General features: G+C 51.8%; 22 protein-coding genes. 7 read left to right on the top strand and 15 right to left on the bottom strand.

All coding sequences use genetic code 11. From position 1 onward, the window contains the following. Positions 1–14: 14 nt before the first annotated feature. On the bottom strand, positions 15–659 hold the full coding sequence (locus tag ACZ5EH_RS17870; RefSeq protein ID WP_464275237.1) for a protein-L-isoaspartate(D-aspartate) O-methyltransferase: 645 nt from the start codon (positions 657–659) through the stop codon (positions 15–17). Between the two features lie 232 nt (positions 660–891). On the opposite strand from ACZ5EH_RS17870, the gene ACZ5EH_RS17865 reads away from it, so the two are divergent. The 4 genes from ACZ5EH_RS17865 (at position 892) to ACZ5EH_RS17850 (ending at position 5,502) form a co-directional block, all read left to right on the top strand. Further along, a complete protein-coding gene (locus ACZ5EH_RS17865) occupies positions 892–1,320 on the top strand; it encodes a CBS domain-containing protein (protein WP_464275236.1) in 429 nt (142 codons plus the stop codon). A gap of 78 nt (positions 1,321–1,398) precedes the next feature. Further along, positions 1,399–2,724 carry a M23 family metallopeptidase gene (locus tag ACZ5EH_RS17860; protein WP_464275235.1) on the top strand — a complete coding sequence of 442 codons (1,326 nt, stop codon included), beginning with the start codon at positions 1,399–1,401 and terminating at the stop codon, positions 2,722–2,724. 805 nt (positions 2,725–3,529) lie between these two features. After that, positions 3,530–3,877 carry a type II secretion system protein gene (locus ACZ5EH_RS17855; RefSeq protein ID WP_464275234.1) on the top strand — a complete coding sequence of 116 codons (348 nt, stop codon included), beginning with the start codon at positions 3,530–3,532 and terminating at the stop codon, positions 3,875–3,877. A gap of 1,277 nt (positions 3,878–5,154) precedes the next feature. Beyond that, complete coding sequence (locus ACZ5EH_RS17850; protein WP_464275234.1) at positions 5,155–5,502, top strand: type II secretion system protein; 348 nt, start codon at positions 5,155–5,157, stop codon at positions 5,500–5,502. A gap of 229 nt (positions 5,503–5,731) precedes the next feature. Here ACZ5EH_RS17850 and ACZ5EH_RS17845 read toward each other — a convergent pair whose 3' ends face one another. Further along, positions 5,732–6,568 (bottom strand): IS3 family transposase, encoded by an 837-nt coding sequence (locus tag ACZ5EH_RS17845; RefSeq protein ID WP_464275233.1) that lies wholly within the window; start codon positions 6,566–6,568, stop codon positions 5,732–5,734. 56 nt (positions 6,569–6,624) lie between these two features. Beyond that, positions 6,625–6,891 (bottom strand): transposase, encoded by a 267-nt coding sequence (locus ACZ5EH_RS17840; protein ID WP_464275232.1) that lies wholly within the window; start codon positions 6,889–6,891, stop codon positions 6,625–6,627. A 698-nt stretch (positions 6,892–7,589) separates the two neighbouring features. Here ACZ5EH_RS17840 and ACZ5EH_RS17835 point away from each other — a divergent pair. After that, entirely contained in the window at positions 7,590–7,937 is a 348-nt protein-coding gene (locus ACZ5EH_RS17835) for a prepilin-type N-terminal cleavage/methylation domain-containing protein (protein ID WP_464278319.1), read from the top strand. Positions 7,938–8,006: 69 nt separating this feature from the next. Here ACZ5EH_RS17835 and ACZ5EH_RS17830 read toward each other — a convergent pair whose 3' ends face one another. Genes ACZ5EH_RS17830 through ACZ5EH_RS17815 form a run of 4 tightly spaced genes read right to left on the bottom strand, consistent with a single transcriptional unit; the run spans position 8,007 to position 12,238 of the window. Beyond that, positions 8,007–9,203 carry an S-layer homology domain-containing protein gene (locus ACZ5EH_RS17830; RefSeq protein ID WP_464275231.1) on the bottom strand — a complete coding sequence of 399 codons (1,197 nt, stop codon included), beginning with the start codon at positions 9,201–9,203 and terminating at the stop codon, positions 8,007–8,009. Positions 9,204–9,231: 28 nt separating this feature from the next. Continuing rightward, a complete protein-coding gene (locus tag ACZ5EH_RS17825; protein ID WP_464275230.1) occupies positions 9,232–10,218 on the bottom strand; it encodes a hypothetical protein in 987 nt (328 codons plus the stop codon). Next, complete coding sequence (locus ACZ5EH_RS17820; protein ID WP_464275229.1) at positions 10,215–11,102, bottom strand: tetratricopeptide repeat protein; 888 nt, start codon at positions 11,100–11,102, stop codon at positions 10,215–10,217. The genes ACZ5EH_RS17825 and ACZ5EH_RS17820 overlap by 4 nt, the downstream gene beginning before the upstream one ends. After that, positions 11,102–12,238: an N-acetylmuramoyl-L-alanine amidase gene (locus ACZ5EH_RS17815; protein WP_464275228.1), complete on the bottom strand. Its 1,137-nt coding sequence runs from the start codon at positions 12,236–12,238 to the stop codon at positions 11,102–11,104. The genes ACZ5EH_RS17820 and ACZ5EH_RS17815 overlap by 1 nt, the downstream gene beginning before the upstream one ends. A gap of 179 nt (positions 12,239–12,417) precedes the next feature. On the opposite strand from ACZ5EH_RS17815, the gene ACZ5EH_RS17810 reads away from it, so the two are divergent. Next, a complete protein-coding gene (locus ACZ5EH_RS17810; protein ID WP_464275227.1) occupies positions 12,418–12,936 on the top strand; it encodes a SixA phosphatase family protein in 519 nt (172 codons plus the stop codon). A 19-nt stretch (positions 12,937–12,955) separates the two neighbouring features. On the opposite strand, the gene ACZ5EH_RS17805 is transcribed toward ACZ5EH_RS17810, so the two are convergent. The 5 genes from ACZ5EH_RS17805 to ACZ5EH_RS17785 form a co-directional block, all read right to left on the bottom strand. Continuing rightward, positions 12,956–14,512, bottom strand: a complete 1,557-nt coding sequence (locus ACZ5EH_RS17805) for a SpoIID/LytB domain-containing protein (protein WP_464275226.1) — start codon at positions 14,510–14,512, stop codon at positions 12,956–12,958. A 96-nt stretch (positions 14,513–14,608) separates the two neighbouring features. After that, positions 14,609–15,526 carry a tRNA (adenosine(37)-N6)-dimethylallyltransferase MiaA gene (gene miaA / locus ACZ5EH_RS17800; protein WP_464275225.1) on the bottom strand — a complete coding sequence of 306 codons (918 nt, stop codon included), beginning with the start codon at positions 15,524–15,526 and terminating at the stop codon, positions 14,609–14,611. A gap of 12 nt (positions 15,527–15,538) precedes the next feature. After that, positions 15,539–16,036, bottom strand: a complete 498-nt coding sequence (gene coaD / locus ACZ5EH_RS17795; RefSeq protein WP_464275224.1) for a pantetheine-phosphate adenylyltransferase — start codon at positions 16,034–16,036, stop codon at positions 15,539–15,541. Then, the gene (rsmD, locus tag ACZ5EH_RS17790; protein ID WP_464275223.1) at positions 15,982–16,605 is read right to left on the bottom strand and encodes a 16S rRNA (guanine(966)-N(2))-methyltransferase RsmD; all 624 of its coding nucleotides are present in this window, start codon (positions 16,603–16,605) and stop codon (positions 15,982–15,984) included. Before rsmD ends, coaD begins: the two co-directional genes overlap by 55 nt. Positions 16,606–16,617: 12 nt before the next feature. Beyond that, positions 16,618–18,237, bottom strand: a complete 1,620-nt coding sequence (locus tag ACZ5EH_RS17785) for an MBL fold metallo-hydrolase RNA specificity domain-containing protein (protein WP_464275222.1) — start codon at positions 18,235–18,237, stop codon at positions 16,618–16,620. Positions 18,238–18,544: 307 nt separating this feature from the next. Here ACZ5EH_RS17785 and ACZ5EH_RS17780 point away from each other — a divergent pair, with 307 nt between their 5' ends. Further along, on the top strand, positions 18,545–19,198 hold the full coding sequence (locus ACZ5EH_RS17780; RefSeq protein WP_464275221.1) for an LOG family protein: 654 nt from the start codon (positions 18,545–18,547) through the stop codon (positions 19,196–19,198). Positions 19,199–19,300: 102 nt separating this feature from the next. Here ACZ5EH_RS17780 and ACZ5EH_RS17775 read toward each other — a convergent pair whose 3' ends face one another. The 3 genes from ACZ5EH_RS17775 to ACZ5EH_RS17765 all read right to left on the bottom strand — a co-directional run bounded on the left by ACZ5EH_RS17775 (position 19,301) and on the right by ACZ5EH_RS17765 (position 24,318). After that, positions 19,301–20,305, bottom strand: a complete 1,005-nt coding sequence (locus tag ACZ5EH_RS17775) for an OmpA family protein (protein WP_464275220.1) — start codon at positions 20,303–20,305, stop codon at positions 19,301–19,303. A 316-nt stretch (positions 20,306–20,621) separates the two neighbouring features. Next, positions 20,622–21,146: a hypothetical protein gene (locus ACZ5EH_RS17770; RefSeq protein ID WP_464275219.1), complete on the bottom strand. Its 525-nt coding sequence runs from the start codon at positions 21,144–21,146 to the stop codon at positions 20,622–20,624. A 244-nt stretch (positions 21,147–21,390) separates the two neighbouring features. After that, complete coding sequence (locus ACZ5EH_RS17765; RefSeq protein ID WP_464275218.1) at positions 21,391–24,318, bottom strand: chemotaxis protein CheA; 2,928 nt, start codon at positions 24,316–24,318, stop codon at positions 21,391–21,393. Positions 24,319–24,336 lie beyond the last annotated feature (18 nt).

Below are 24,336 nucleotides of genomic sequence, written 5' to 3'. Positions count from 1 at the left end.
AGCGCCAAAGCGCCCTACCAGCCGTGCTCTCCCACCAGGTCGACAAAGGCGACGCCGCCTTTGCGTTCTTCGTGAACCTTTCCGTCCTGCTTGCGCACTATCACCAACTCCTGATTGCGCCTGGCCCCGCCTACGGGAATGATGAGGACACCAGGATCATTAAGCTGTTCCACCAGAGGAGCAGGCACTTCGGGACCGCCGGCGGTCACGATGATACGATCAAATGGAGCTTCATCCGGCCATCCAAGGGTGCCGTCATCCAATTTGAGGCGAATTTTGAAATATTTCATTTCAAAAAGCCGCTCCCTCGCTTGGGTGTACAGCTCACGAACGCGCTCCACGCTGTAGACGTCGCAGCCCATGGCGGCAAGAACAGCCGCCTGATACCCCGAGCCAGTCCCGATTTCGAGTACTTTCATGCCTGGAGTGGTCTGCAGCATTTGTGACATGGAAGCAACTATATACGGCTGGGAAATGGTTTGTCCGTACCCAATGGGCAGCGGGTGATCCTCATAGGATTGCGCACGTAGCGCGTCCTGCACAAAAAGATGCCGGGGCACCTTACGCATGGCTTCCAGCACCTGCGGGTCAGTAATTCCCCGTGGCACCAGCTGCTCGCGCACCATGCGCTCCCGGTTGCGTTTTAAATCTACCCTCACACGCTCCCCACACTTGCAGATGCTGGCAATCGCCTCTCGAACCCTCGTTCGCCGCTTTACCAGCAGTATACCAAACAGGAATTCAGAACAAATTTCAGAAGCCAAGTCAACAGAGCCAACCACCTGACGTGCGAAATACAACGCCCTCTTGCCTGCTGCCAAGGCGAGGTGATAGGTTATTCTTCGAGCTTGGAGCGCAACTGCAGGCCAACACGCAACACCTGGAGACAACATGCTGTTAGTCAAAAATATGATGACGACTGAACTCTTTACGCTCAAAATGACGGATACGCTCAAGACTGCGCGTTCCATGATGTCCCTGGCCCGTATCCGGCACATTCCGATCATCGGCAAAGGCAATGTGTTTATCGGCCTGCTAACCCACAGGGATATTCTTCAAGCCAGCATATCCCGTTTTGCAGAGGTAGACAGCAGCGTTCAGGACGAAATAGACGCAGGCATTCCAGTTGCCGAGATTATGCGCACCGACGTTACCAAGGTGCATCCGGAAATGAACGTCCGCGATGCAGCAGAAATTTTACTGCACCACAAATATGGATGCCTGCCTGTGGTGCACGACTCCCAACTCGTGGGCATCGTGACCGAGGCTGATTTTCTGAAGCTCACCATTTCTTTAATGGACGCTCTTAACGAATCCTGACGCAACAACACCGACGCCAAACCCCGAAACGCCCTGTCTCCTCTTTTTTTGAGCAGGGCGCCTCTTATGGAGGAATATGTGTCTTCCACATCGAGTAAAGGTCTTTATTTTCTTGTTATTCTCATCCTTGCCGCCATTGGTGGCGCCATGTACTTGCTGCTCAAGGATATGCAGCATCCAGAGGTTTCCCTTTCCCCACAACAAGAATTCGTATCCAATAATACTGAATTCATTGTGGAAGCCCAAGACACAGGGGCAGGGATCAAGTCTTTTGGCATTTCAGTAAATCAAGGAGACAAACAAGTCTCGTTGCTCGAAAAAACATTCCCGAAGGCCCAGGCGAAAGTCCTGGAAAAGGTTACTCTCGAGAATGCCGGACTGGAAAATGGCCCCATAGAACTGGTGGTAACCGCAGGCGACGCCTCTTTTGCCAACTTTGGCAGGGGTAATGCCGTCCGCGTGGAGCAAGTGTATACTCTGGACACGATTCCACCGCGCATCATCCAGCAAGCAATGATCCAAAACGTTACACAAGGGGGCGCCGGCTGCGTCTCATACCGCCTGGATGCCCCTGCCTCCCAAAGCGGCGTGTTTGTGCGAGATATGTTTTTCCCTGGTTTTGAACAGCCAGACGGCTCCTACACCTGTCTCTTCCCCTTTCCTTACTATATGGAACCCGAAACCTTCAGGCCGATCCTGACGGCAGTCGACCCTGCGGGCAACCAGGCCAACATAACATTGGGCATCAATGCGCTTTCGAAAAAATTTCGAGAGGACACAATCAACCTCCCAGACTCCTTTCTGGACACCAAAATGCCGGAATTTGCCCAAACTGTACCCGGCAACATGACCAACCTTGAACGCTTTCTCAAGGTAAACAGGGAACTCAGGACAACTAACCGTGACGCACTGAAAGGTGTGGCCCGCATGACAGCGGCGACCCCCCTTTGGCACGGTGTTTTTCTGCGCATGCCAAGAGCTGCTACTAAGGCAATTTTTGGAGACCATCGCACCTATCTTTATAATGGTAAGGAAGTTGACAACCAAATTCACCTTGGCGTCGACCTGGCATCTGTAAAGCACGCTGACATACCTGCCGCCAATGACGGTACAGTAGTCTTTGCCGATTACATGGGCATTTACGGGCAGGTTGTGATCATTGACCATGGTTTGGGCTTGCAAAGCCTGTACGGTCACCTCAGCCAGATTCTCGTAACCAAGGGGCAGCAGGTTAAAAAGGGCGACACCGTTGGAAAAAGCGGTATGTCTGGCATGGCAGGGGGCGATCACCTCCACTTTGGCATGATCATCGGTGGCGTCCCCGTGAACCCAATCGAATGGTGGGACGATCACTGGCTGCGTGTGAGTTTAAAAGACATCATGCCCCAGGCTGTTGGTAAATAACCTTACAAACGCCCCACCACATTACAACCAGGCGGTGCCAGCCCTCTCCCAGGCTGCACCGCCTTTATTTATAAGCGCTTCCCAAATTCTGGCATCAATAGTGATCAAAAAGTCCAGACAGCACCGTACATTTTTCCACAGTATTATTTGTCAGCTAGCTTAGGCATCATCCTGAAATCACGAGTCATGCAAGCATCTTTGCCTAGTTGTTGGGGCGTTATCCTTCTGCTTAATCAAAATCCAAACTGTTTTCATGGAAATGCCGACTATGCTCCAGGAAAGCAGCCTCCAGCAAAACGTCACACAATCTCAATACAATATTTAATCAAAAATTTCAGACTATTAAACAATACAAGCAATCATGATGCAGATTTTGAAGGAGTTCAATTGCCCACTGAAACCATTTTGACATCAGTTAATAAAATGACGATCATCAGAAGGTCCTGAATTAATGTATACCTCGAGCTTATTAAATAACCATTCAGTCAAAAAACGACACTGAAACTCCATTTTTCTGGCTTTATCCCAACATCACGTTTTGAAGACTGAACTACATTTTTTGTAGTTTTTTAATTTCAGGGCTACAAAAAACGCTTTTTTCGGCCTTTTGTCGCAACCTTCTTAAAGATTAAAAAATCACTAAAACAACAACTTATGATAAAAATTAAAAAACTGCTCACCCTTTTCGTTTGTTTTGGCACAGCACATGCTTATTCAGCAACAACCGACTGGGGAAAATCAGTAGGTAGAGACGAAAAACAAACGTGTAAACTGAATGGACTTAACAAACATTTTGGAGGACAAAATGAACAAGCAAGCCGGTTTCACCCTTATCGAAATCATCGCCGTTCTGGTTATCCTGGGCATCCTGGCCGCCGTTGCCATCCCCAAGTACCAAGACCTGCAACAGTCTGCCCGTCAGAAAGCCCTTGAGGGTGGCGTTTCCGCCGGTCTTTCTCAAATGACCATGGCCTACTCGAAACTCCTTCTCGATAACGACGGCGTTGCCCCTTCAATTTCTGAAGTTGCTACGGAAGCTGCCTGTGGCACTAACGTAACTGGCGACTTCACCGTTGGCTGCGATGCCTCCGGTGTTGTAACCGCAACCGACGCAACTGGTGAAACTGCCACTGCCCAATGGAATTTACCGTAACCCAACATATTACGAAATTTAGTGAAAAGCCCCGACAGCAATGTCGGGGCTTTTTTTATACTACACCCTTCCCTGTGTGGATAGTTCAATAAAGGCGAAGCCTATCCCCATGTTGAAGCAGTCATTTTTCGAAATCGGGCTGTTAAGACGCCTAGCTTCGCTGACTTCAATGCCTCCATATGTCGACTTCAAAAGTTAAAAAGTATGCTCTCTGATCCCGTACCTCTGCAAGCATACCACTGCTTTCAGCCTACTCTGCTTTCTTCATACTATTAATGGCTCACTCTTCTTAAAACCGGCTTTTTCTATCTGCCTCCCGGATTCTGTTTATTAGGAACTCTCTCAAAATACATGGTCCAATTTTTGAGGAGATCAGGAAGAGCGTGGCAAAATCACCTACCAACATAATTTGATCGAGCGAAAAGACCCATTTATGGGTAGCAAGGAAGCAGTGCAGAAGTCTGAACAAACGCTCTAAGATTGCTGCCGATCACAGGCCCTTATAGGGCCAGATCAAACCGTCCCTTGAAGGAGCGGTCCTGATTGGCAGCCTCCACGCACTGGTATCCTTAGAGATCAAAAAAACTAGACTGCGCTGTAATTTTATCTTGATAAAAAATGGCAGCCAACTTAGACATCATCCTGAAATCACAAGTTATGCAACCATCTCTCCCTATCTGTTAAGGCACTACCCTTCCGCTTATTCACAATCCGAACTACTTTCATGAAAAAACCGACCATGCTCCAGGAAAGTAGCCCCAAGCAAAACGTCACACTTTCTCAATCCAACCAATTAACACTAAATTTCAGAATATTAGACAACATTAAAGGCAGCCTTGCAGATTTTGAAGGAGTAAAATTGCCAACTGAAACCATTTTGATATCAATTCACAAAATGACGAAAATTAAAAGGTCACGATTTAACGTGCACTTCGAGCTTATTACTTAATCATCCAATCAAAGATCGACACTACAACTCCTTTTTTCTACCTTCTTCCCGACCTCATGTTATGCAGAATAAACTACATTTTATGTAGTTTTCAAGTTTTCAAGCAACAGAAATTGCTTTCTGCACCCTTTCGCTACAATTTTCTTACAAATTAAAAAACTTTTAAAACAGATACCTACACAATATCTAAATAATTCATATCACCTTTCGCAACCTTTTGGCACGGCACGTGCTTTCCACACAACAACCGACTGAAGAAAATCAGTAGGTAGAGACGAAAAACAAACGTGTAAATTGAATGGACTTAACAAACATTTTGGAGGACGAAATGAACAAGCAAGCCGGTTTCACCCTTATCGAAATCATCGCCGTTCTGGTTATCCTGGGCATCCTGGCCGCCGTTGCCATCCCCAAGTACCAAGACCTGCAACAGTCTGCCCGCCAGAAAGCCCTTGAGGGTGGCGTTTCCGCCGGTCTTTCTCAGATGACCATGGCCTACTCGAAACTCCTTCTTGATAACGACGGCGTCGCCCCTTCAATTTCTGAAGTTGCTACGGAAGCTGCCTGTGGCACTAACGTAACTGGCGACTTCACCGTTGGCTGCGATGCCTCCGGTGTTGTAACCGCAACTGATGCGACAGGTGAAACTGCCACTGCCCAATGGAATTTACCGTAACCCAACAAATTACGAGAATTTGTGAAAAGCTCCGACGGCAACGTCGGGGCTTTTTTTATGCTACCGCCCCCCCTTTATCGAGGGGGGTCCAAAAGAGCGAAACCTACCCCCATGCATACGCTGCCGCTCTTCAAAGCGAGGCAGAAGTTGTTCCGACATCTGCAACTAACCAAGGATAGCGATAATGGTTTCAGATAAGGTGACCTCCCCCCATTCTTTGGACCAAGCTCTATGAGAGGATTGTCACCCCGGTCTGGGTTTCAGCAGAGGGCCGGTGGAGGGAGGGCGTAGCCCGACCGGAACCGGCCCCCTGTCGTGCAAACTCCTCCGGCGTCAGATTCCCCAGCGAACTGTGCGGCCGTAGTGTGTTGTACTCCTGTCGCCAGTTTTCGATAATCATCTGCGCTTCCCTGCCGTTCAAAAAGATATCCCTGTTTAGGCATTCGTCCCGGAATTTCCCATTGAAGCTCTCAATGTACGCGTTCTCCCACGGACTGCCCGGGGTGATGAACAACGTCCCACATGCCTTCTCGGCCAACCAGTCTTGCACCGCTTTGGCAACGAACTCCGGACCATTGTCACTGCGGATGAAATCCGGAACACCCTTGAGATTGAAAGGCCGCTCCAACGTCAAGATTACCCGTTGTGCGCCAATGGAAGGCTCGACCTCGATGGTCAAGCATTCGCGGGTGTATTCGTCCAGCACCGGCAAACATCGCAACCTGCCGCCACGATCCGTACGGTCCTCCACAAAATCATAGCTCCAGACGTGATTGACGCCGAGCGCCTTGTTCACGATCTCGATTCTCGGGCCACACTGCCTCCGGCGGGGGCGTTTGCGTTGTAGCAACAACCCCTCCTCTTGCCAGATGCGGTGCACCCTCTTGTGGTTTACTCTCCAGCCCTCCCGCTCCAGGCAAACTTGGATTCTCGGGCATCCGTATCTCGGATGAAGCCGAGCCAACAAGTGTATTGCAGCTTTGAGCGCTTCCTCATCTGCGCTTCGCCTCTGCAGGTAATACAAGCCTGAGCGTGGCGTATCGACCAGTTTGCAGACGCGTCTCATGGAATAACCATGCTCCAGCTGCAGAAGCTTCGCTGCCCCTCGGCGGGCGGAAGGGCCTACCATTTTTTTTCGAGCAAATCCTTCAAGGCATCCATGTCGACGGCTTGCTGGGCTACAATCTTTTTCAGCCTGGCATTTTCTTCTTCCAGCGACTTCATCCGCCGAACCTCGGACTGGTTCATCCCGCCATACTTGGCTTTCCAGCGATAAATGCTTTGTTCGGAAACACCATATTTTCTGCTGGTTTCAACAACGGTCTGACCAGCTTCCACCTCTGCCAAGATGCGAACGATCTGCTCTTCAGTGTACCTTTTGCGCTTCATCTTTCAGATTCTCCTGGTGGCCGTATGGCCGGCTTTCTACCAGGGGAATCCTCTCATTGAAAGTGGTCCGATTTTCGGGGGGAAGATCAAAGGGGATATCTCAAAGTCAAGAGTTCACAGATGATTTTTGTGGATTCTTAAACCTGAAAAACGTATGAAAATCAGTGTATTACCATGGTGAAACTCATTCTAGAAAACAATGCGAAACAACATTAACAACCACCACCATAGTTTGATCAGTTGCAAAGCCCCTTTTTTTGGGTAGCTAGTTCTTAGTTCGGAAGCCGTAACAATAAGTATTCTTGCGTGTTCTGCCGGTAACAGCACTTATAGGAGATCATCCCAAACTACCCCTTCAAGGGGCGGTCCTGGCTCTTGATCTGTCCACACTGTCACTAAAACTAGCCACAACGAAAAACCCATCGCCAAAACAATTCTTCCAACTAAATTACTGTAAAAATTCCGTTTGCCGATAATATATGCCAAGTCATTTCAGATTCTTCTTTCGAATAAATTACTATTTACCGATAAACATTGACAAATCTTCCTCTTTATTTTACTATACATATACTGAAACACGACACTTTCATTACTAGTTTATAGATTTTTAATTATTAATATATGGATACAAACTTATTTCCATCACGCACAAACTCGCATCAACACCTCGCCCCTGCAGCTAAAAATAGACTTGAAAAATTAAATACGCACATGGCTTTACTTTGGTCGAAATTAATTGCGTATTACTTATACTTGGCACCCTTATAAGCATCGCCATACCAAAGTACCGATCACTTCAACTTGCAGCTGAACAACGTGTCGCCGAAAGCTTGGTCGGAGCTGGCATTTCTCAACTCAACATGACTTTTTATGCTGCATTACTTCGCAATAACGGGAATGTTGCAGCGGCCAGGGCTGCAGCCTTGAGTGATGACTGTTCCAGCATAGAGCGCTCAGCAGACTTTACGCTGCAATGTGGAAGCGGTCTCGTTTACGCTATAGGGCCTCTAGGCGCCTCTGCATACAAAGTCTGGGAAGCACAATAGTTCATATTCAAAAGAAAACCCCCCGCCTGCCATACAGAACGGGGGGCTATCATTTTAAAACCAGCTTGCTTAGAAAACTCGTAATTCTTCCTTCAGCTTTTTCACTGCAAGCAAAGCATCGACACCTGAAACCGGGGCCATGGGTTCAAAACTCCCGGACCGCCCCTCTGTTGCCAGCAATCCTCTTGTCGTGGTCAACATGGCCGCATTAAAGGCTGGGTGATCCGCCCGCAAATCCGAAAAAGGACTCGCCTGACCTATATAGCGGGTGGCCAATGTAGGCTCATTGGCGGCACGGATGAGAATATCTTCCAGAACCATGGCAACTTCTGCTCGGGTCATCACCTGATCCGGTCGAAAGGTATTGTCAGGAAACGATTTCAATCCGCGAACTCCATAGCCTGTAACGATCTCTATGGCGCCGGAAAGGGGGTGGCCTGATACGTCCGTCATCATCCCCCCGCCCTGCTCTTGCTTCCATGCCTGATCAGGTTTAGTCGGCGCCTTGAACGATGTATCTGCGGGCACTCCGGTACGGCTCAGAAAATCATCAAAATTCAATTCCTCCACCAATAAAGCAGCCATATCCGCACGTGTAATCTGCTCTACCAGGGCAATTTTGAGTCCAACATGGGTCTGTGGCGCAGCCCTGCGAACCTTTTGCACCAACTCCCAACGTTCTTGGGCTTCAGCTTCCATGCCCCTGTGTAAATCCAGCACCCGGCGGTACATCTCTTCTGCCTGCTCCATTTTCAGTGCACGCAGATAAAGCTCTCCCTGATAATAATACAACTCAGGTGTTTCCAATCGAGGGGAATCCTCAATAATGTCCATGGCATCATCATAGGCATCCTCTCCTTCCTCCAGGAGTTCCTGTACATCCGCCCCTTTTGCGTCCGCCATCGCTGTCAGCGTCCGTATCCTGGCGACCAACGCACGGATTTCCTGCTCCGGATTTGTTGCTTCATCCAAAGCATCGTCCACCTGGTCTATGCCCTCTGCATCTCCGAGCATGGCTTTGGCCAGGCCTCTACCGGCGAGGGCGGGCCCGTATTCGGGGTCGAGTTCCAGGGCCTTGTCAAACTCGCTAATTGCTCGCCCTGCATCCTTCTTGTCCAGGTAGTGCATCCCCGTTTTGTAATGATGTTCCGGCGAATCCATCATACCGCTCGGAGTACGCGGCTCCTTGCCTGCGCAGCCAGCCAGCATGACAGCTAGGCAACACGCCGCCAGCAGTATTGCGAGTGTTTGGAATCTAATTTTCATGAGGCTCTCCTTTCGTCCTTCATACACATCAGTCGAGGACGATCATAACCCTGCATTGCTCAAGCATGTCGCTCCCTGCTGCTGCAGCACGAATTTGCGCAGCAGTTTCGTTGCTCACGACGAGATCAGTACCGGCCTGACCGGTTACTGCCTTGGCTTTCACTTGCAGTGGGGCGCTGCCAACTCTATCACTTGCTGCAGCCTGCTCCACATCCTTTGCATAACCGGCCATTCCTTGCTGGATAGCGTATTCACGCCCCACAAAAGCCGACCCGTATACCTCCTCGCCATTTTCATCCACAATGCGGGGACTCATGGCGGGGCGCGCGCCCAAGCCACGGGCATCTATGATAAGACCTGAAGCCCCATCCATAGTGGGGGCAATGCTGGTAGCTACAGATGGCGCGGCCGCCACGCTGCCGCCATCCGGAATGGCTGGGCGGGAGGCGGGTTTTTGTTCCGTCTTTTGCAGCGCGGTTGGCCCTGGCTTCTGTTTAGGAGGCTTGGGTGGTGTCGGCGGCGTTGCAGCAGCGCCAGGCAGAAGCGTTCTGGAAACAGGGCCACGCAACTCAACCTTTGCAACCACTTCCACTGATCCGTCCGACATGTACGCCGTATCCTCAATGATGGCGCGGTCCAAGTGCCCGTTCACGCGAGATACAACAGTATCATCGTTGACTAAATAATTCTGCACAGTGGTGGCGGAATCGATCTGCACCCCTCGCAAAAGTTCCAAAAGATTGCGCCTGGCGATTACAGTGGCTGCACGCAAAGCCATGGCTCTGGCCTGCGCCGCATTCACCGCATTGGCAGGGGGGGCGCCAATGCCTTTAGCCCGCACAGTCCCTGTCAGCCAGTCCACGGTGCCATTTTCATGTTTTTCAACAAACCCTTCTTCAGCCAACGCCACGGACGCCCCTGCAAGGAGCAAAAGGACAAACAGAAAGGTGATGGCCCAACACAAGCGCCGTGAAAGGCACAGATGCGCTCTGCCTTGAATTGTATGACTCTTCACGGGACAAGTCCTCCCACAGCTTTGCAGACACCCTTGGATGAAGCGCCCGCTCTCAGATAATAACGTGCAGCCCTGTTGCCCGGATCATGCTGCAGGGCCTCGTTCCACAATTTTTTCGCTGCACCCACGCTGCCTGTTGCGCAAAATGCCAAAGCACGTTCATTTGCAGCAGCAGCCAGACTTTTTCGTGCTTCAGACGCCGTTTCAGGGACATCCAACGCCATGCGCATCATATTCATGCCAGCATCCGCCTGCCCCTGATTGTAGAGAAGCCACCCCAAACCGAGCAACGCGTTTCCATTTTCAGGAGCAACCTGCAACGCATTCCGGTATGCGGTCTCAGCTTCGTCCACCATATTCAACCTTACAAAAGCCCGAGCCAGGCGACATTGCAAAGCGGAATCATCAGGGGCGTTGGCGCCAGCCTTTTGATAATGTTCCAGAGCCCTGTCCACCTGCCCCTCACTGGCGAGGATGACTCCCAGAAAATAATGGGCGTCAGGATTGTCCGGATCTGCATCGAGTACTTCGCGAAACAGGATATTCGCTGCAGCGGTGTTAGCTATGCGCAATTCCATGGCGCCCAACCAAATGCGGGCAAAGGAGTTGCCTTTATCCAACGTCAATACACGCCTAAATTTTACTGTTGCAGCTTCAAAACGCCCTTGGCGCAACAGGCAAAGCCCGAGTTGATTCAATGCGTAGACGTTGTCGGGCGTCTTCTGTAAAGATTGCCGCAATGCCTCTTCTGCCGCTTCCAGGCGCCCCTGCTCAAGGAAAGCCGCCCCTTCCAGCAGTTCGTGTTCGCCTGCTTCACTGCCCAAGGCGCTCTGAGGCAATACAGTGCAGCACACCAAAACTTGCAGCAGCAGGATTATTCGCATTACGCAACCCCCTGCTGTTTTGCTCCAGGTTGCGTCACACCTTGCCTGGCCAACCGGGACAACTCTCCTGCCAGGGTTTTCGCCAGGCGCTCACGCCCTTGGTCGGAAGCAAGCATTTGCGCATCCATGGGGTTACTGACAAACCCCGCCTCTACAAGAACCGCCGGCATTCGGGCCTTGCGCAACACAGCAAAATTAGCTCCATGCACACCCCGATCTTTCAAGGGGAGCGATTTGGCCAATTCCTGTTGCATGGCGCCTGCTAGCAATTTGCCTGTCTTCCAGGCATGTCCACGCTCAAAACGAAATATAATGTCTTCCAAATCAATAAACTGGCGTTGCTGAACGGCAGTTTCCTTTTCCGGTGCCGCATTTTCCCGCGCCGCCACTTTGGCTGCATACGCGCTGCTGGGGCGCTCTGCACAGCGATATGTTTCCACCCCCCCTGCTTCCGGATCCTCATGGGCATTTGCATGCAGAGAAACAAAAAGATCGGCCTCAAAATAATTGGCCGATACCGCGCGCGACTCCAAAGGCACAAAATAATCATCAGTACGGGTAAGATGCAGCTTCACACCCGGTTCCATATGTTCCATGACACGCGCCGTACGTCTGGCGACATCCAAGACAATTTCTTTTTCCTCCAGCCCTTCACGCACAGCACCAGGATCAAAACCGCCATGGCCAGGGTCTAGAACAATACGCCGCAACGCCAGAGAAGACGCCGGGGCTTCCGGCTGGGGAAATTGTTGTTGTTTCCCACCAGCAGCCTTTTTTTCGCTAAGCTGGTCACGTATCATAAGCGCTGTTGGTTCATCAGGCTGCAAGGTCAGGATGGAGTTCACGGCTTCAAGCGCCTTTGCATCACGCCCTGCCAGCAGATTCCCCCTGGCCAGCAATCCCAATATCCAAATATCCTGGGGAGCCAAAGCATTGGCGCGTTCAAGGATGGGCAATGCTTGCAGCACCTTGCCATTGGCAAGCAGCCCTTGTCCCTCCATGGCCAAATCCATGGCGCCAGATGATGCCAACACCATTTGTGGGGCTGTGCAAAACGCCGCAGCACCCGCAAGCATGGCCCCAATTGCCCGCCTGCGGGTGGCGACATGTGGAGGATAAAGCACGTCGGTTTTCATGCCCATTGCTTTGCAAAAAACCGACCATCTTCTAAGGACACAATTAGAGGCAACCCCTTGCGGCAAATCTACTGGTCTGATAGGTCGTCTAGAAGGCCTGACACCAACTGCAAACGTCAGCAAGGCGACAGTGCAAATAAACGCCACGCAAGTCCGGAACGGACACAAGGAGCCGGAGCATGGAACTTTATCTGATGCAACACGGGCTGGCCCTCTCTAAGGAACTGGACCCAGAACAACCACTCAGCCCTGTTGGCCGTGATCAGGTTGAAAAAAGCGCGCTTGCCGCCAAACTTATGGGCCTTGACCTGGATGCAATGATCTGCAGCACAAAAAAACGCTCGCAGCAAACGGCAGCCATTCTTGCCCAGGCAGTGAATTATCCTGTCAAAAATATCCTGGTAAGTGATGCCGTCAAGGCCATGACGCCTCCGGCAAGAACATTGGAATATCTCCAAGGGCTCCAGCAAAAACACGATGTTCAACGTGCCTGCATTGTAGGGCACATGCCCAATATTGGAGAATTGGTGTCGCTGCTGATTACCAATGACTCCAGGGCCGCCATCCAGGTGGAAAACGCAGGTCTTTTGCGCGTGGATATTATGGATTTCAACCGTCCCGCCGGGACGCTGTTGTGGTATCTTGGCGTGCACCAAATGGGTTTGATTAGCAGCACGCCACGACCGGAAAGCCGGTAAAATACTTATAAAACAAGCATTAGTAGCGCCGCTGTATTGCAACGCCGGGATAATAGTGGGCCAGAATAGCGCGGTAATCGCTGCCAGCCTTGGCCATTCCCTGCGCCCCCCATTGGCTCATGCCGACACCATGGCCGAACCCCTTTCCCGTAAAAACCACGCCCCCGTTGCGCGGGTGCAGTTCACACAGGGTGCTGCGCATACGTACTGAGCCAAGCGCACGCCGCAAAAGTGTGCCGGAAATTGTAATATTCCCCGAGTCCTGCAGTACACGGACTGCTCCCAGCCGCCCAGAGCCTGTCCTCTCGACAACTTCAAGTCCGTGTATTTGCCCTGCCTGCAGCCCTTGCTTACGCAAAGCCTTGGCTAACTCGTCCCAGCCGACGTCCAGAGTCCAGGACATGTCTTTTGCATTGTTGGATACCTGGTCTGCTTGCACCTTATAAAAGGGCAAGTCCCCATTCCATACGGCGGCGTCATCCTCCAGCATACCACCACTATGAGAATGAAAATAACTGAGCAAAGGGCTGCCTTCATGCAGCAACATTTCCCCAGAAGTGGACTCGACGGCCTCCCTGATGCGGGGAGCCCCCGTCCGAACGCCCTTATATACCTGGGAAAGCTTGCTGGCCGTCAGGTCCCATTGTTCCCCCTGCTTCCCCAATAAAAGTGCTGCTGCATACGAGCGTGAAGCCACCGCCTGGGCCGCCAGAGCTTGGGGGGCGAAACTTGCCGGCATCTCAGCAGGGATAACGCCCCATAAATAGGTCTCCAATGGCAGACGATTGATAAGCGCCAATTCCTGATCCACCACAGTCACGGCGACTTCACCAGGATAACGCTTTCCTTTCCAGAAAAAGCCGCCGCCTTCAGGCAGCAACACCACACTGGAACCGAATTCCCGTCCTGAAATCACCACCCGCCCTTCATGGATGGTGAACACGAACTCTTCTGCAGCAAGAGTTTCATAGCCTCCGCCCTTGAGCAACACATGCATCCCCTGCGGCGATTGAATGACGACGGAGGCGGCCTTCTCCAGCAATACCCTGACAACGGGCTCTTTTGCCGTTACTTGGAAGGGCGCAACTCTCTTTGCGGATGGCATTGCCGCACCATCAGATTCCCGGCGCGAACGCTCCAGCATATAGTGTGCGCTTTGACGGCGTGGGCCTTTTGGATAAGAGGCTAGGTAGGTGGCAAAGCCTTCCGCGGCATTGGAAAAGCGCCCCATCTCATATTGCAGCATGGCGGCGTTATAGAGGGCAGTTGCATGCAATGCCCCTGGAGGCGCCATGGCAATGGCCTCCTCATACAAGCGCAGAGCTGCCTTGGGCGTGGCAAGGTAGAGTGCAGCTATGCCGGCCTGTCGGACAAGGGCCAGGGTACGTATTTCCGGGTCAGTGCTGAGTTCTTGAACCTGTTCATAAGCTTCTGCACTTTCAAGTACCTGCCCCTGTTGTAACAAGGCAGCGGCATCGCGCAACAAGGGGGCTGGATCAAAATCCGCTCTACCTTGAGCTGTGGCAAGCCCCCCAGCCAAAAACAAAAAAAGAACTGTAAGTAAACACTGCCGCATCTATCTGCCGCCTTGATAAGAGGGAGGCCCTCTGCCTTTGGCCAGTATCTCAGGCAAACAACCAGGCACACTGGCGGGGAAAGACAATGCAAAGGATCAAACCAAAGGGGCCACCAACTCCAAAGCTGTAGCTTTCCCTGCTCCATCCGGCGTCACCCAGTGCAGCCCAGTTTCCTTGCGGAACCAGGTCATTTGCCGCTTGGCGTAGGCGCGGGTATTGCGCAGCCAGAGTGTTTTGGCTTCTTCCAGGGTGCTTTCACCCTTGATGTGCGCCAAAAGCTCTGCGCACCCTATGCCGCTCCACCCCGGCGCCTTGGGATCAGAACATTTGGCATAGGCAGCCCGCGCTTCTTCCAGGGCGCCTGCCTCAAGCATGAGCTCAATACGCCGCGCCAGAAGGGGCTCCAGATCCTGCATGGAAACGTGAACCCCCAATTTGACGGATGTGTAAGGAGAAGGTGGTGTCGGTTGCCCGTGCCACCAGGAGAGAGAGCGCCCCGTGGCGCGCCATACTTCCAATGCCCGCAATGTACGCTGCGTATCATTCGGGTGAATTTTAGCCGCATACTCCGGATCAACCTCCTCCAGCCGGCAACGTAGAGCTGGAAGTCCCTTTTCCTGAAGATCATACGCCAGACTTTCCGTAACTTCCGGCGGCACATCAGGGATAGGGGCGAGTCCTTCCAATAACGCCCGCAAATAGAGACCCGTGCCCCCCACCAAAAGGGGGAGACGCCCCTGTGATGCGGTTTCCTCAATGGCCAGGCGAGAAAGTCGCACAAACTCGCCAGCCGTAATCTTGGCATCGCAAGATAAAAAACCATAGAGTTTATGTGGACAAACGCTCTGTTCGTCCTGGCTGGGCTGGGCCGTGATCAAAGGAAAATCGGCATAAACCTGCCGCGAATCGGCATTGATCACATCCAGAGGAATAGTGGCGGCCAAGGCAAGGGCCAATCCGGTCTTGCCGGCCCCCGTGGGCCCCACCAGAATGGCAACTGGTTGTCGGCTCACAATGTTTCTCTGCTAGATGTGGCCGTAGCGCTTCATCATTTTGAAGTAGACATTGTCCGGCACCAGGCCGCGTACATCGCCACCGTGCTTGCCAGCCTCTTTGACAATGGTGGAACTGATGTACAACCAGCGGTAATCAGTCATCAAAAACACCGTTTGCACCTGGCGGGAAAGCTTGCGGTTCATGAGCGCCATTTGAAACTCGTACTCGAAGTCCGAAACAGCGCGCAAACCGCGGAGCACAGCACGGGCGCCGCGCTCTTCTACATAGCGCACCAGCAGTCCGGAAAAGGGCTCCACACTGACGCGATCCTCATCCATAAATGCTTCATCCGCCATTTCAACCCGTTCTTCCAGGCTGAAAAGGGGATTTTTCGTGGTGTCCTTGGCAACGGCAATGACAATGTGATCGAAAATATCCAGGCCACGTTTTACCAGGCTCATGTGCCCGAACGTCAGGGGGTCGAATGTTCCTGGGTAGATGGCGAGATGGTCGCGTTGTTTTTCCATATCAATATCCTTGTCTGGCCGTAGCGACGATCGGCAAGCAACTCCAAATCTGGGTGCATCGCTTCCGGCTCTATATCCAGGGTATGCTCGATTTCAGCCACTACCAACGCCTCATCGGCAACCCATCCATATTGCATGGCGCCTTTCAGCGCACGGAGCAAAAACCCCTTACCATAAGGGGGGTCAATAAATACCAGTTCAAAAGAAGGAGCGCCCAATTCACCACGGCGCTGCATCTGGCGAAAGAGGTCCTTGGCTACGACCACAGCCTGCCCGGGGTCCACATCCAGACTTTTTGCATTTTCCCGTATCAAAGCTGCAGCCTTGGGGTCTTTTTCCAACATCCATACGGAACGCGCACCTCGAGAAATGGCCTCGAACCCCAGGCTGCCGCTGCCGGCAAAGAGGTCCAGCACCATCATGTCACTCCATGCACACCCTCGGGCCTCCAGCATGGAAAATAGCGCTTCACGCACCTTTCCCGTGGCAGGCCGGTACCCAGGCCCCTGCCCTGTCTTCAAAAGCCGCCCTTTCAGGCGTCCTCCAGTAATTCGAAGTCCTTGTGCCATATTCAATACTCGTTAAAGCTCTGAAATCAAACTTGAAAGTTCAGAACTTATCTCAAAAAGGCGCTCCCGTACATCCACCTGATCCTCCCAGGGGCGCTCTTTGACGCGTTCCAGCCTTTCCTTGAGGGTCGTCAACTTGGTCTCATATTCACCCAAGACATACTCCCAGTCGATACCCGGCCTTGCAATACGCTCCGGGGCTTCCACAACTTCGGGAGCCTGCCCCGGCTCCAGAGTACACTCTTCAAGATAGCCAGGGATATGCACTTGTAACCCCATGCGCTCCTTGATGAGCCCGGCAAGCGTTTTCTGTGCCTTTACTTCACCATGAACAAGAAAAACCTGCGGCGTTTCTCCGGCCTGTTTGCGCAGGGCGTCTAGCCAGTCGAGAATCTGGCTTTGTCCGGCATGGGCTGAAAATCCGCCAATGGTGAACACTTTGGCATTGATGGCCACATCTTCGCCAAAAATACGGATTTTCGGGGCACCGTCCACGATGCGTCGTCCGGGCGTTCCCTTGGCCTGATAGCCTACAAAAACAACGCTCGCCCCCTTGCGCCAAAGGTTGTGGCGCAGGTGGTGCTTGATGCGCCCGGCATTGCACATGCCGCTGGCGGAAATAACAATGGCCGCGCCCTTGGTGGTATTGATGGCCTGGCTTTCTTCAGTGCGCAAAGTGAACCGCAGGTCCGGCAACTCCAAAGGGTTTTCACCATTTTTGAGCAATGCCTGGGTCTCTTCGTCAAAGTATTCAGGATGCTTCCGAAAAATTTCCGTTGCGCGAATGGCAAGGGGACTATCCAAATAAACGGGCATGTCTTCAGGCAGTTTGCCGGCCTTATGCAGCATATAGAGTGAGTAAAGAATCTCCTGCGTGCGCTCCACCGCAAAAGCAGGAATGATGACCTTCTCCCCATTCTTATGGCTATAGGCAATGGCTTCGGCCAGTTCGTCCCGACTGGTTTGCTCATTCTTATGGTTACGATCTCCATAAGTGGATTCCAGAAAGACATAATCCGTGGGGCCGGCTTCGCTGGGATCGCGCAGCAACAACTGGTTGGGGCGCCCCAAATCGCCGGAAAAAATCAAACGGTAGGTCTTGCCGTCTTCCTTCAGAAACAGCTCGATAAAAGCTGAACCAAGAATATGGCCGGCATCCTTGTAGGTAACCTTGATGCCGGGTGCAGGCTCAAACGATTTCTCGTAGGCCACTTCCTGGAACAACTTGGAAGTGGCAATGGCATCATCCTGCGTATAGAGAGGTTCTAGTGGGGGTTGCCCGTGCCGGCGGCGCTTCTTATTGGTCCAGGCGGCCTCCATCTCCTGAATATGAGCGCTGTCCAGGAGCATTATTTCTAGCAGGTCCTTGGTGGCCGAAGTGGCGTATATCTTCCCTTCGAACCCAAGTTGCACCATGCGGGGCAATAGTCCGGTGTGGTCTATATGCGCATGCGTTACCAGAAAAAAATCAACATTTGCGGCATCATAATGATCCACATTACGGTTACGCTTCTCTATTTCATTATTCCCCTGGTGCATGCCGCAATCTACCGCAAAACGGACATCACCAACCTGCATCATATAGCAGGAGCCCGTTACTGTCTGGGCTGCACCAAGAAACTGAACTTTCATAATCTCCCTCCAGATTGTCGCACGAGCTTGCCCGGATTTTTTTTTGGCTCCAAGCAAAATGAGCGCTGCATACTCGTTGCAACACTATCATTTCTTGCGCTACGATTCCGGCACAATCGGCCACACACCATGCATCCTGTTTTGTTTGTCTCTCTCTTGCCCCCTCACGCTTAGGATTTCAAGGTGTTTCTCGCCTGTTGACCGTATGCGCCTTGCCAGTTTTCAGCAAAGCACATATTAAAACTCCCCCGGCAATGGCAAACATGAGCAATCCCCACCTGCCCTGGGAAAGCACGCGGAGAACAAGATGAAAAGCAAGCAGTATCTTATTGACGACCTTTCGATGCACGAGTCCTGGCGCCTCTTTAAGATCATGGCCGAAATTGTGGATGGTTTCGACGCCCTGTCCGAACTTGGCGCTGCGGTAAGCATATTCGGCTCCGCCCGCGTCTCTTCAAGCGACCCATTGTATCAGGAAACAGAGGAAATCGCCCGGCTGCTTGTAGAAGAAGGATACGCCATCATCAGTGGCGGCGGTCCCGGGATCATGGAAGCGGCCAATAAGGGCGCCGCAGAAGCCGGGGGCAAGTCAGTAGGGTTGAATATCCGTTTGCCAATGGAGCAGGCGCCCAACAAATTCCAAAACATCCCTTGTGAATTCAAATACTTCTTTGTACGAAAGGTAATGTTTGTGAAATACGCCATGGCGTATGTGGTCATGCCAGGGGGCATAGGCACCCTGGACGAGCTCTTTGAAGCTTCGGTGCTTTCACAAACAAAACGGATCAAGCCATTTCCCATCGTCCTTTACGGGAGCGATTACTGGAGCGGCCTTCTCGAATGGATTCGTAAAGAGATGGTATTGCGTGGCTTTGCCAGAGAGGAAGAGTTGGACATGTTTACCATTCTGGATACGCCCCAGGAAGTGGCCAACTTCATCAGACGGCACGTGATCCTTTAGAAGCGTCCCTTTTTAGTGCGCAAAAACGCCCCGCCAGCACAGGCCAATGGCTCTGTACTGGCGGGGCGTTTTCCCTATATCCCCTTGCTCCAATAAAGCGCATCAAACGTTGGGGGTGGCGGCTCCGGCCATACGCCGGGGTGCACGCTCCGGTTTCTGAATGGATATGGTGACACGTCTGTTCTTGAAACGCCCCTGCTCGGTTTCGTTATCGGCTATTGGCCTGGAATCGCCAAAACCTTTGGCCTGCAATCTTTCTTCTGCTATGCCATACTGCTCTATCAACATCTGCCGGACACTGGCCGCACGCTCTCGAGACAGGATAAGATTCTTGCCGCTGTCTCCCAGATTATCGGTATGCCCTTCGATCATGGCCTTGGATTCCGGATTCTCTTGCAGCGTTTTGGCAAGAGTGGCGACGCGCAGAATATCTTCTTTGCTCAATGAAGACTCGCCAAGGGCGAAGTTGACCATTTCCGGTTCACCCAAAGCCACATACACGACCTTTTCAGCATAGTAGCCATTGACGACCATCTCCACACGACGGTTACGCTGACGCCCCGCTTCCGTGGCGTTGCTTACCAATGGTCGCGCTGCACCGTAACCGATAATGCTTATACGCTCTGGGGCGATATCGTACTGTTCTATCAGAGCGGCTTTTATGCCTGCCGCACGCTTCTCGGAAACGGCCTGATTTTCCTGCAATGAACCTGAATCGTCAGTATGCCCCTCCAATTGCAGGGTAGCAGCCGGATTCTCGGCCAGCAGCTTACCTACACGCTCAATCATGGGAGCATACTGGATTCCCGGCTGAATACTCTTGTCAGGATATTGCACACGTACAGCCACATACAGCGAAATCGGACACCCCATGGCATCCACCATGACCCCAGCGGCGCTCTGCGGACATTCGTCCATGTCATCAGAGATGCCGTCAGCGTCTGCGTCCAACACCTGAGGCGCCTGCGGTTCCATTTTATAACGAACTGCAGTTGGATTGCCGTGTACCCAGGAATCTATGGTCCGAGCAAAATTCTGCATCATCTGCCCGCACCCGGCCATAAGCAAGGAAATAACAATGACACTTAACAGTAGGATGCGTTTCATGGACGGCCCCCGATATGTCCAATTCCTGCCAATGCGAGGAACGCTTGCAGCAGGCAAGGCAAGATGAAGTCGCCCCTCCCCCTGCGTGAGAGAACTGATACTATTGTATATTGTGCTACACGAACACTGCCAGCAAATTCAAGTGGAAAAATCCTTTCAAATATCTAGATTATCTTTAGATTAAATGTAAAATAGAGTAATAAATCATTTTTACAACAAAATATGCGTTTAAAGAAAAAAACGGAGACGAAAAAAACCGCACCCCTCTGTCTCACAGAAAGGTGCGGCTTTTATATGGCGAACGCAAAAAAACAGACTACTGACAAAATTTGATGGAGTCCTGTATCTGGCGGAGCTCGGGATGCGCCGCGGTGAAATCTTCATTTTCTGTAGCAGTCATAAAATTATAGTAATAGTTTTCTCCATCATAAGCCTGCCAGATGATGCGCTGAAAACTATTCTTTTGTGGGGCTTCGGTCTGCTCCCAACCAATGACGCCACAACCGGTTTTAATGTTTCCATCATCGCGGCGGTGCGCATCCAGAAGCTTGTTTATCTGTACTCGCTCCTTGTCCTGCTTCAAACCGGCTTCAACAGCTGCCGCTCTGGGGAAACTGGGGACCATCTGTTCAATAGTGATGATGAAAGAGCGTGGAGTTCCCACTTTCATCACGGTGACCGATTCAGAATTGGGGTCAGTAACTGGCTCCCATCCTGCAGGCAGGGTGAATTGGAAATTGCGGACCGTGTTTCTGTAGGTGGTGGGAGAAGTCGTGCCGCCACCTCCGGTATCAGCTGCAGCGGGCTGTTGCATGCTGGCGCTGGTGGCGGTGTTCAACATACTTGTGCCTGAAGTGACACAAGAAACACAAAGCAAGGCTAAGGCAAAAACCCAAAATTGTCTAAAAAACATAAGCACCCCCTGGCTTTATAAAAAGATGATGAAGAGATTCGAAACGCAATTTCAAAACCCTGCAACATCTATACGTCATTCAAACCAAGTGCGCCAATGTTTTTCACAAAAAGGGTACAGGATTTTTCCTTTTATCTCCGCTTTTTCCTATCACTGCCACATCAAGAGCTGCTTATATAGCCTTAGAAGTAGCCATTATGTATATCTCATGGGGGTCGAGGATAAGCACTACGCTACCGTCCCCCATAATGGTGGCGCCCGAAAGACCTTTTTGATCCCCAAGGTAGCTGCCAAGGGATTTGATGACGATTTCCTGGCGTTCAAGCAAACTGTCGACAATAATGCCAAGTCTGCGATCGTTATCATGAATGACAAGGATCGATAGAATTTCGGTTTCTTCTCGAGGAGGCATTTCAAGCAGTTCGCGCAGATCCACAATCCCCAGCACCTCGCCACGAATGGTAACCGCCTTGCGGTTGTTCACATCCGTCAGTCGATCAGCTTCAATCTTGGTGGTTTCGGAAACAGCATCAAGGGGAATGGCAAAGGTCTGCCCGGCAACTTTGACCATCAACGCGTCAATGATCGCCAGCGTCAGAGGCAGTGAAAGCACGAAGCGCGTATACTTTCCCACCTCGGAGGCAATGTTCACACTGCCTTTCAAATTCTTGATATTGGTGCGCACAACATCCATTCCAACACCACGACCGGAAATATCCGTGACCTGTTCGGCGGTAGAAAAACCCGGAGCAAAAATAAGCTCCAAAGCCTCACGATCATCAAGATTCTTGGCTTCCTCAGGGGTGATGATGCCTTTCTTGATGGCAGACTGGCGCATTTTCTCAGGATCAATGCCGCGGCCATCGTCTTCCACTTCGATGGCGACGGAATTGCCCCTGTGATAGGCGCGCAGGTACACGGTGCCTGTGGAGGACTTTCCGGTTGTAAGCCGCATTTCCTCAGGCTCAATACCATGGTCAACAGAGTTACGGATAAGGTGGACCAAGGGGTCGCCGATCACTTCCACAACGCTCTTGTCGAGTTCAGTCTCTTCACCTTCTGTCACAAGCTCGACCTTCTTGTTGCTCTTACGGGAAAGGTCGCGCACCAACCGAGGAAAACGCGAGAAGACAGTCTGCACAGGCACCATACGCACTTTCATGATGGTATCCTGCAAATCGTCAGAAATGCGGGCCATGGCGTATGTGGTTTCGGTCAGGCTTTGGGCGATTTTACCGACGTCGCGCCCCTCTTCCAAGCCACGGGCAAGCATGGAAAACCTGTTGCGGTTGATGATGAGCTCGCCGATCAGGTTCATGAGGTGGTCAAGCTTCTCATGGTCCACGCGGATGGTGGAAGAGACTTTCGGCTTTTGTTGCTGCTGCGCTGCAGCCGGTTGCGCCGCAGGCGCTGGCTTGGCAGCGGGTTTGGGAGCAGGTTTCGCAGCCGGTTTGGGCTCGGGCTTGGGTTCCGGCTTTGCCGGGGCAGCCTCTTTCGGAGAATCTTTTGCAGGAGCGGTAGCCGCAGGCGTCTCTTTCTCTTTTGGAGCAGGAGCCGGTTCCTTCTTTTCTGGGGCTTTCGCTTCCTTTGCGGCCGGCTTTTCAGGAGCGGGGGGCGCTTCAGCTTCAGGCGCTCCCCCCTGTGCTGGGGCGCCACCTTTTTCAACTGCCGACTTGAGGACATCCAGCTCTTTAAGCAGCATATCCTTCAAGATGGAGACTTCCTGGCGCATGATGTCCATCAGAGGCTCAAAGCCCATGCCACTCTTGCGCGCCTGGTCAACCAACTTGGCAGTCCGCTCTGCGTAGACCTTGATTTCTTCAAGGTCCATGTAGCCAGAAGAATTTTGCAGCGTCAGCAAGGAACGGTACAAACCGTCGATATAATCTCCCTGATCTGCATCTTTCTTGAGTTCTTCAAGGGCAATATCGATGTTATTCAGTTGCTGCGAGACTGTGGAGTCGAAAACCGCCACATCTTCAGGATCAACATCAATTTCAGGCTCTTGAGATGCATCCGCAGAAACTGCGTCCACAGCGCCTGCAGTCGGGGCTTCAGCTTCAGATGTCTTGCCGCTGTCCTCTTTCGCAGCATCCCCGTTCTGTCCGGCATCAGGGGAACGGACATACTCAACAACGCCTTCATTCACTGCGCGCTGCAACTTCTCCACCAAAGAGCCGATTTCTACGGGAGTAACCTTACCGCTCTCCGCATCCACTTTGCTGACCAGCACTTCAATGAGGTCGACAACCCCCAACAAAAGATCAATAAGCGCATGAGTGGATTCAATTTCACCTTTGCGCACACGGTTCAGCAACGTTTCGGCTTCATGGGTCAAGCCGTTGAGCTCAGTGAAACCGATAATACCGCTATTACCTTTTAAATTGTGGAAATAACGGAAAATATCATTTACAAGATCGCCACCCGCCGTGGGGTCCTTTTCAAGCTCTAAAAGGCCGCTATTGAGATTGGCTATAATTTCGGCGGCTTCTTCAAGAAAATCATTGAGATGTCCTTCACCAAAAGTGGTCAAGGTATACGGATCACCAATCTCCTCGTATTCGACAGCAGTCCCATTCTCGCGCCCCTGCCCATTTTCCGAAGACGCCTCAGGTTCTTCTGCAGCTTCCGTAGCGCTTTCTTCAACCTCAGGCGCAGCTTCCGTTTCAGGCGCAGCATCAACAGCCGCGGCTTCAGGCGGCAACTCGCCCGCCAACAAGGCTTCAATTGTCGCAATGATGGGGTCGACATCGACCTCACCTTCGCTTCCAGTTGTTTCGAGGTTATCGATGAGTTGGCGCAAGGCATCCGTAGAAGTCAGAATGACATCCATGATTTCGCTGGTCACGGGCATGGAGCCCTTGCGCAGCTCTTCCATGATGTTTTCCGCTTTATGAGCCAGCCTGTTGATTGTATTCAGGCCCAAAAAGCCTGACGCCCCCTTAAGCGAATGCATGGGGCGAAAGATGGAATTGCACAAATCAAGATTGTCAGGGCTCTTCTCCAGTTCGAGAAGATTTGGCTCGATGGTCTCGAGATGTTCTTTAGCCTCAACAATAAAATCGGCGAATATTTCCGGATCGTTGAAATCCTGGCTCATAGGCTTCCTTTGATACCT

Source organism: Desulfovibrio biadhensis (assembly GCF_055388615.1).
The sequence above is the reverse complement of the archived record's forward strand: the minus strand, read 5'-3'. Positions and strand labels throughout refer to the sequence as shown.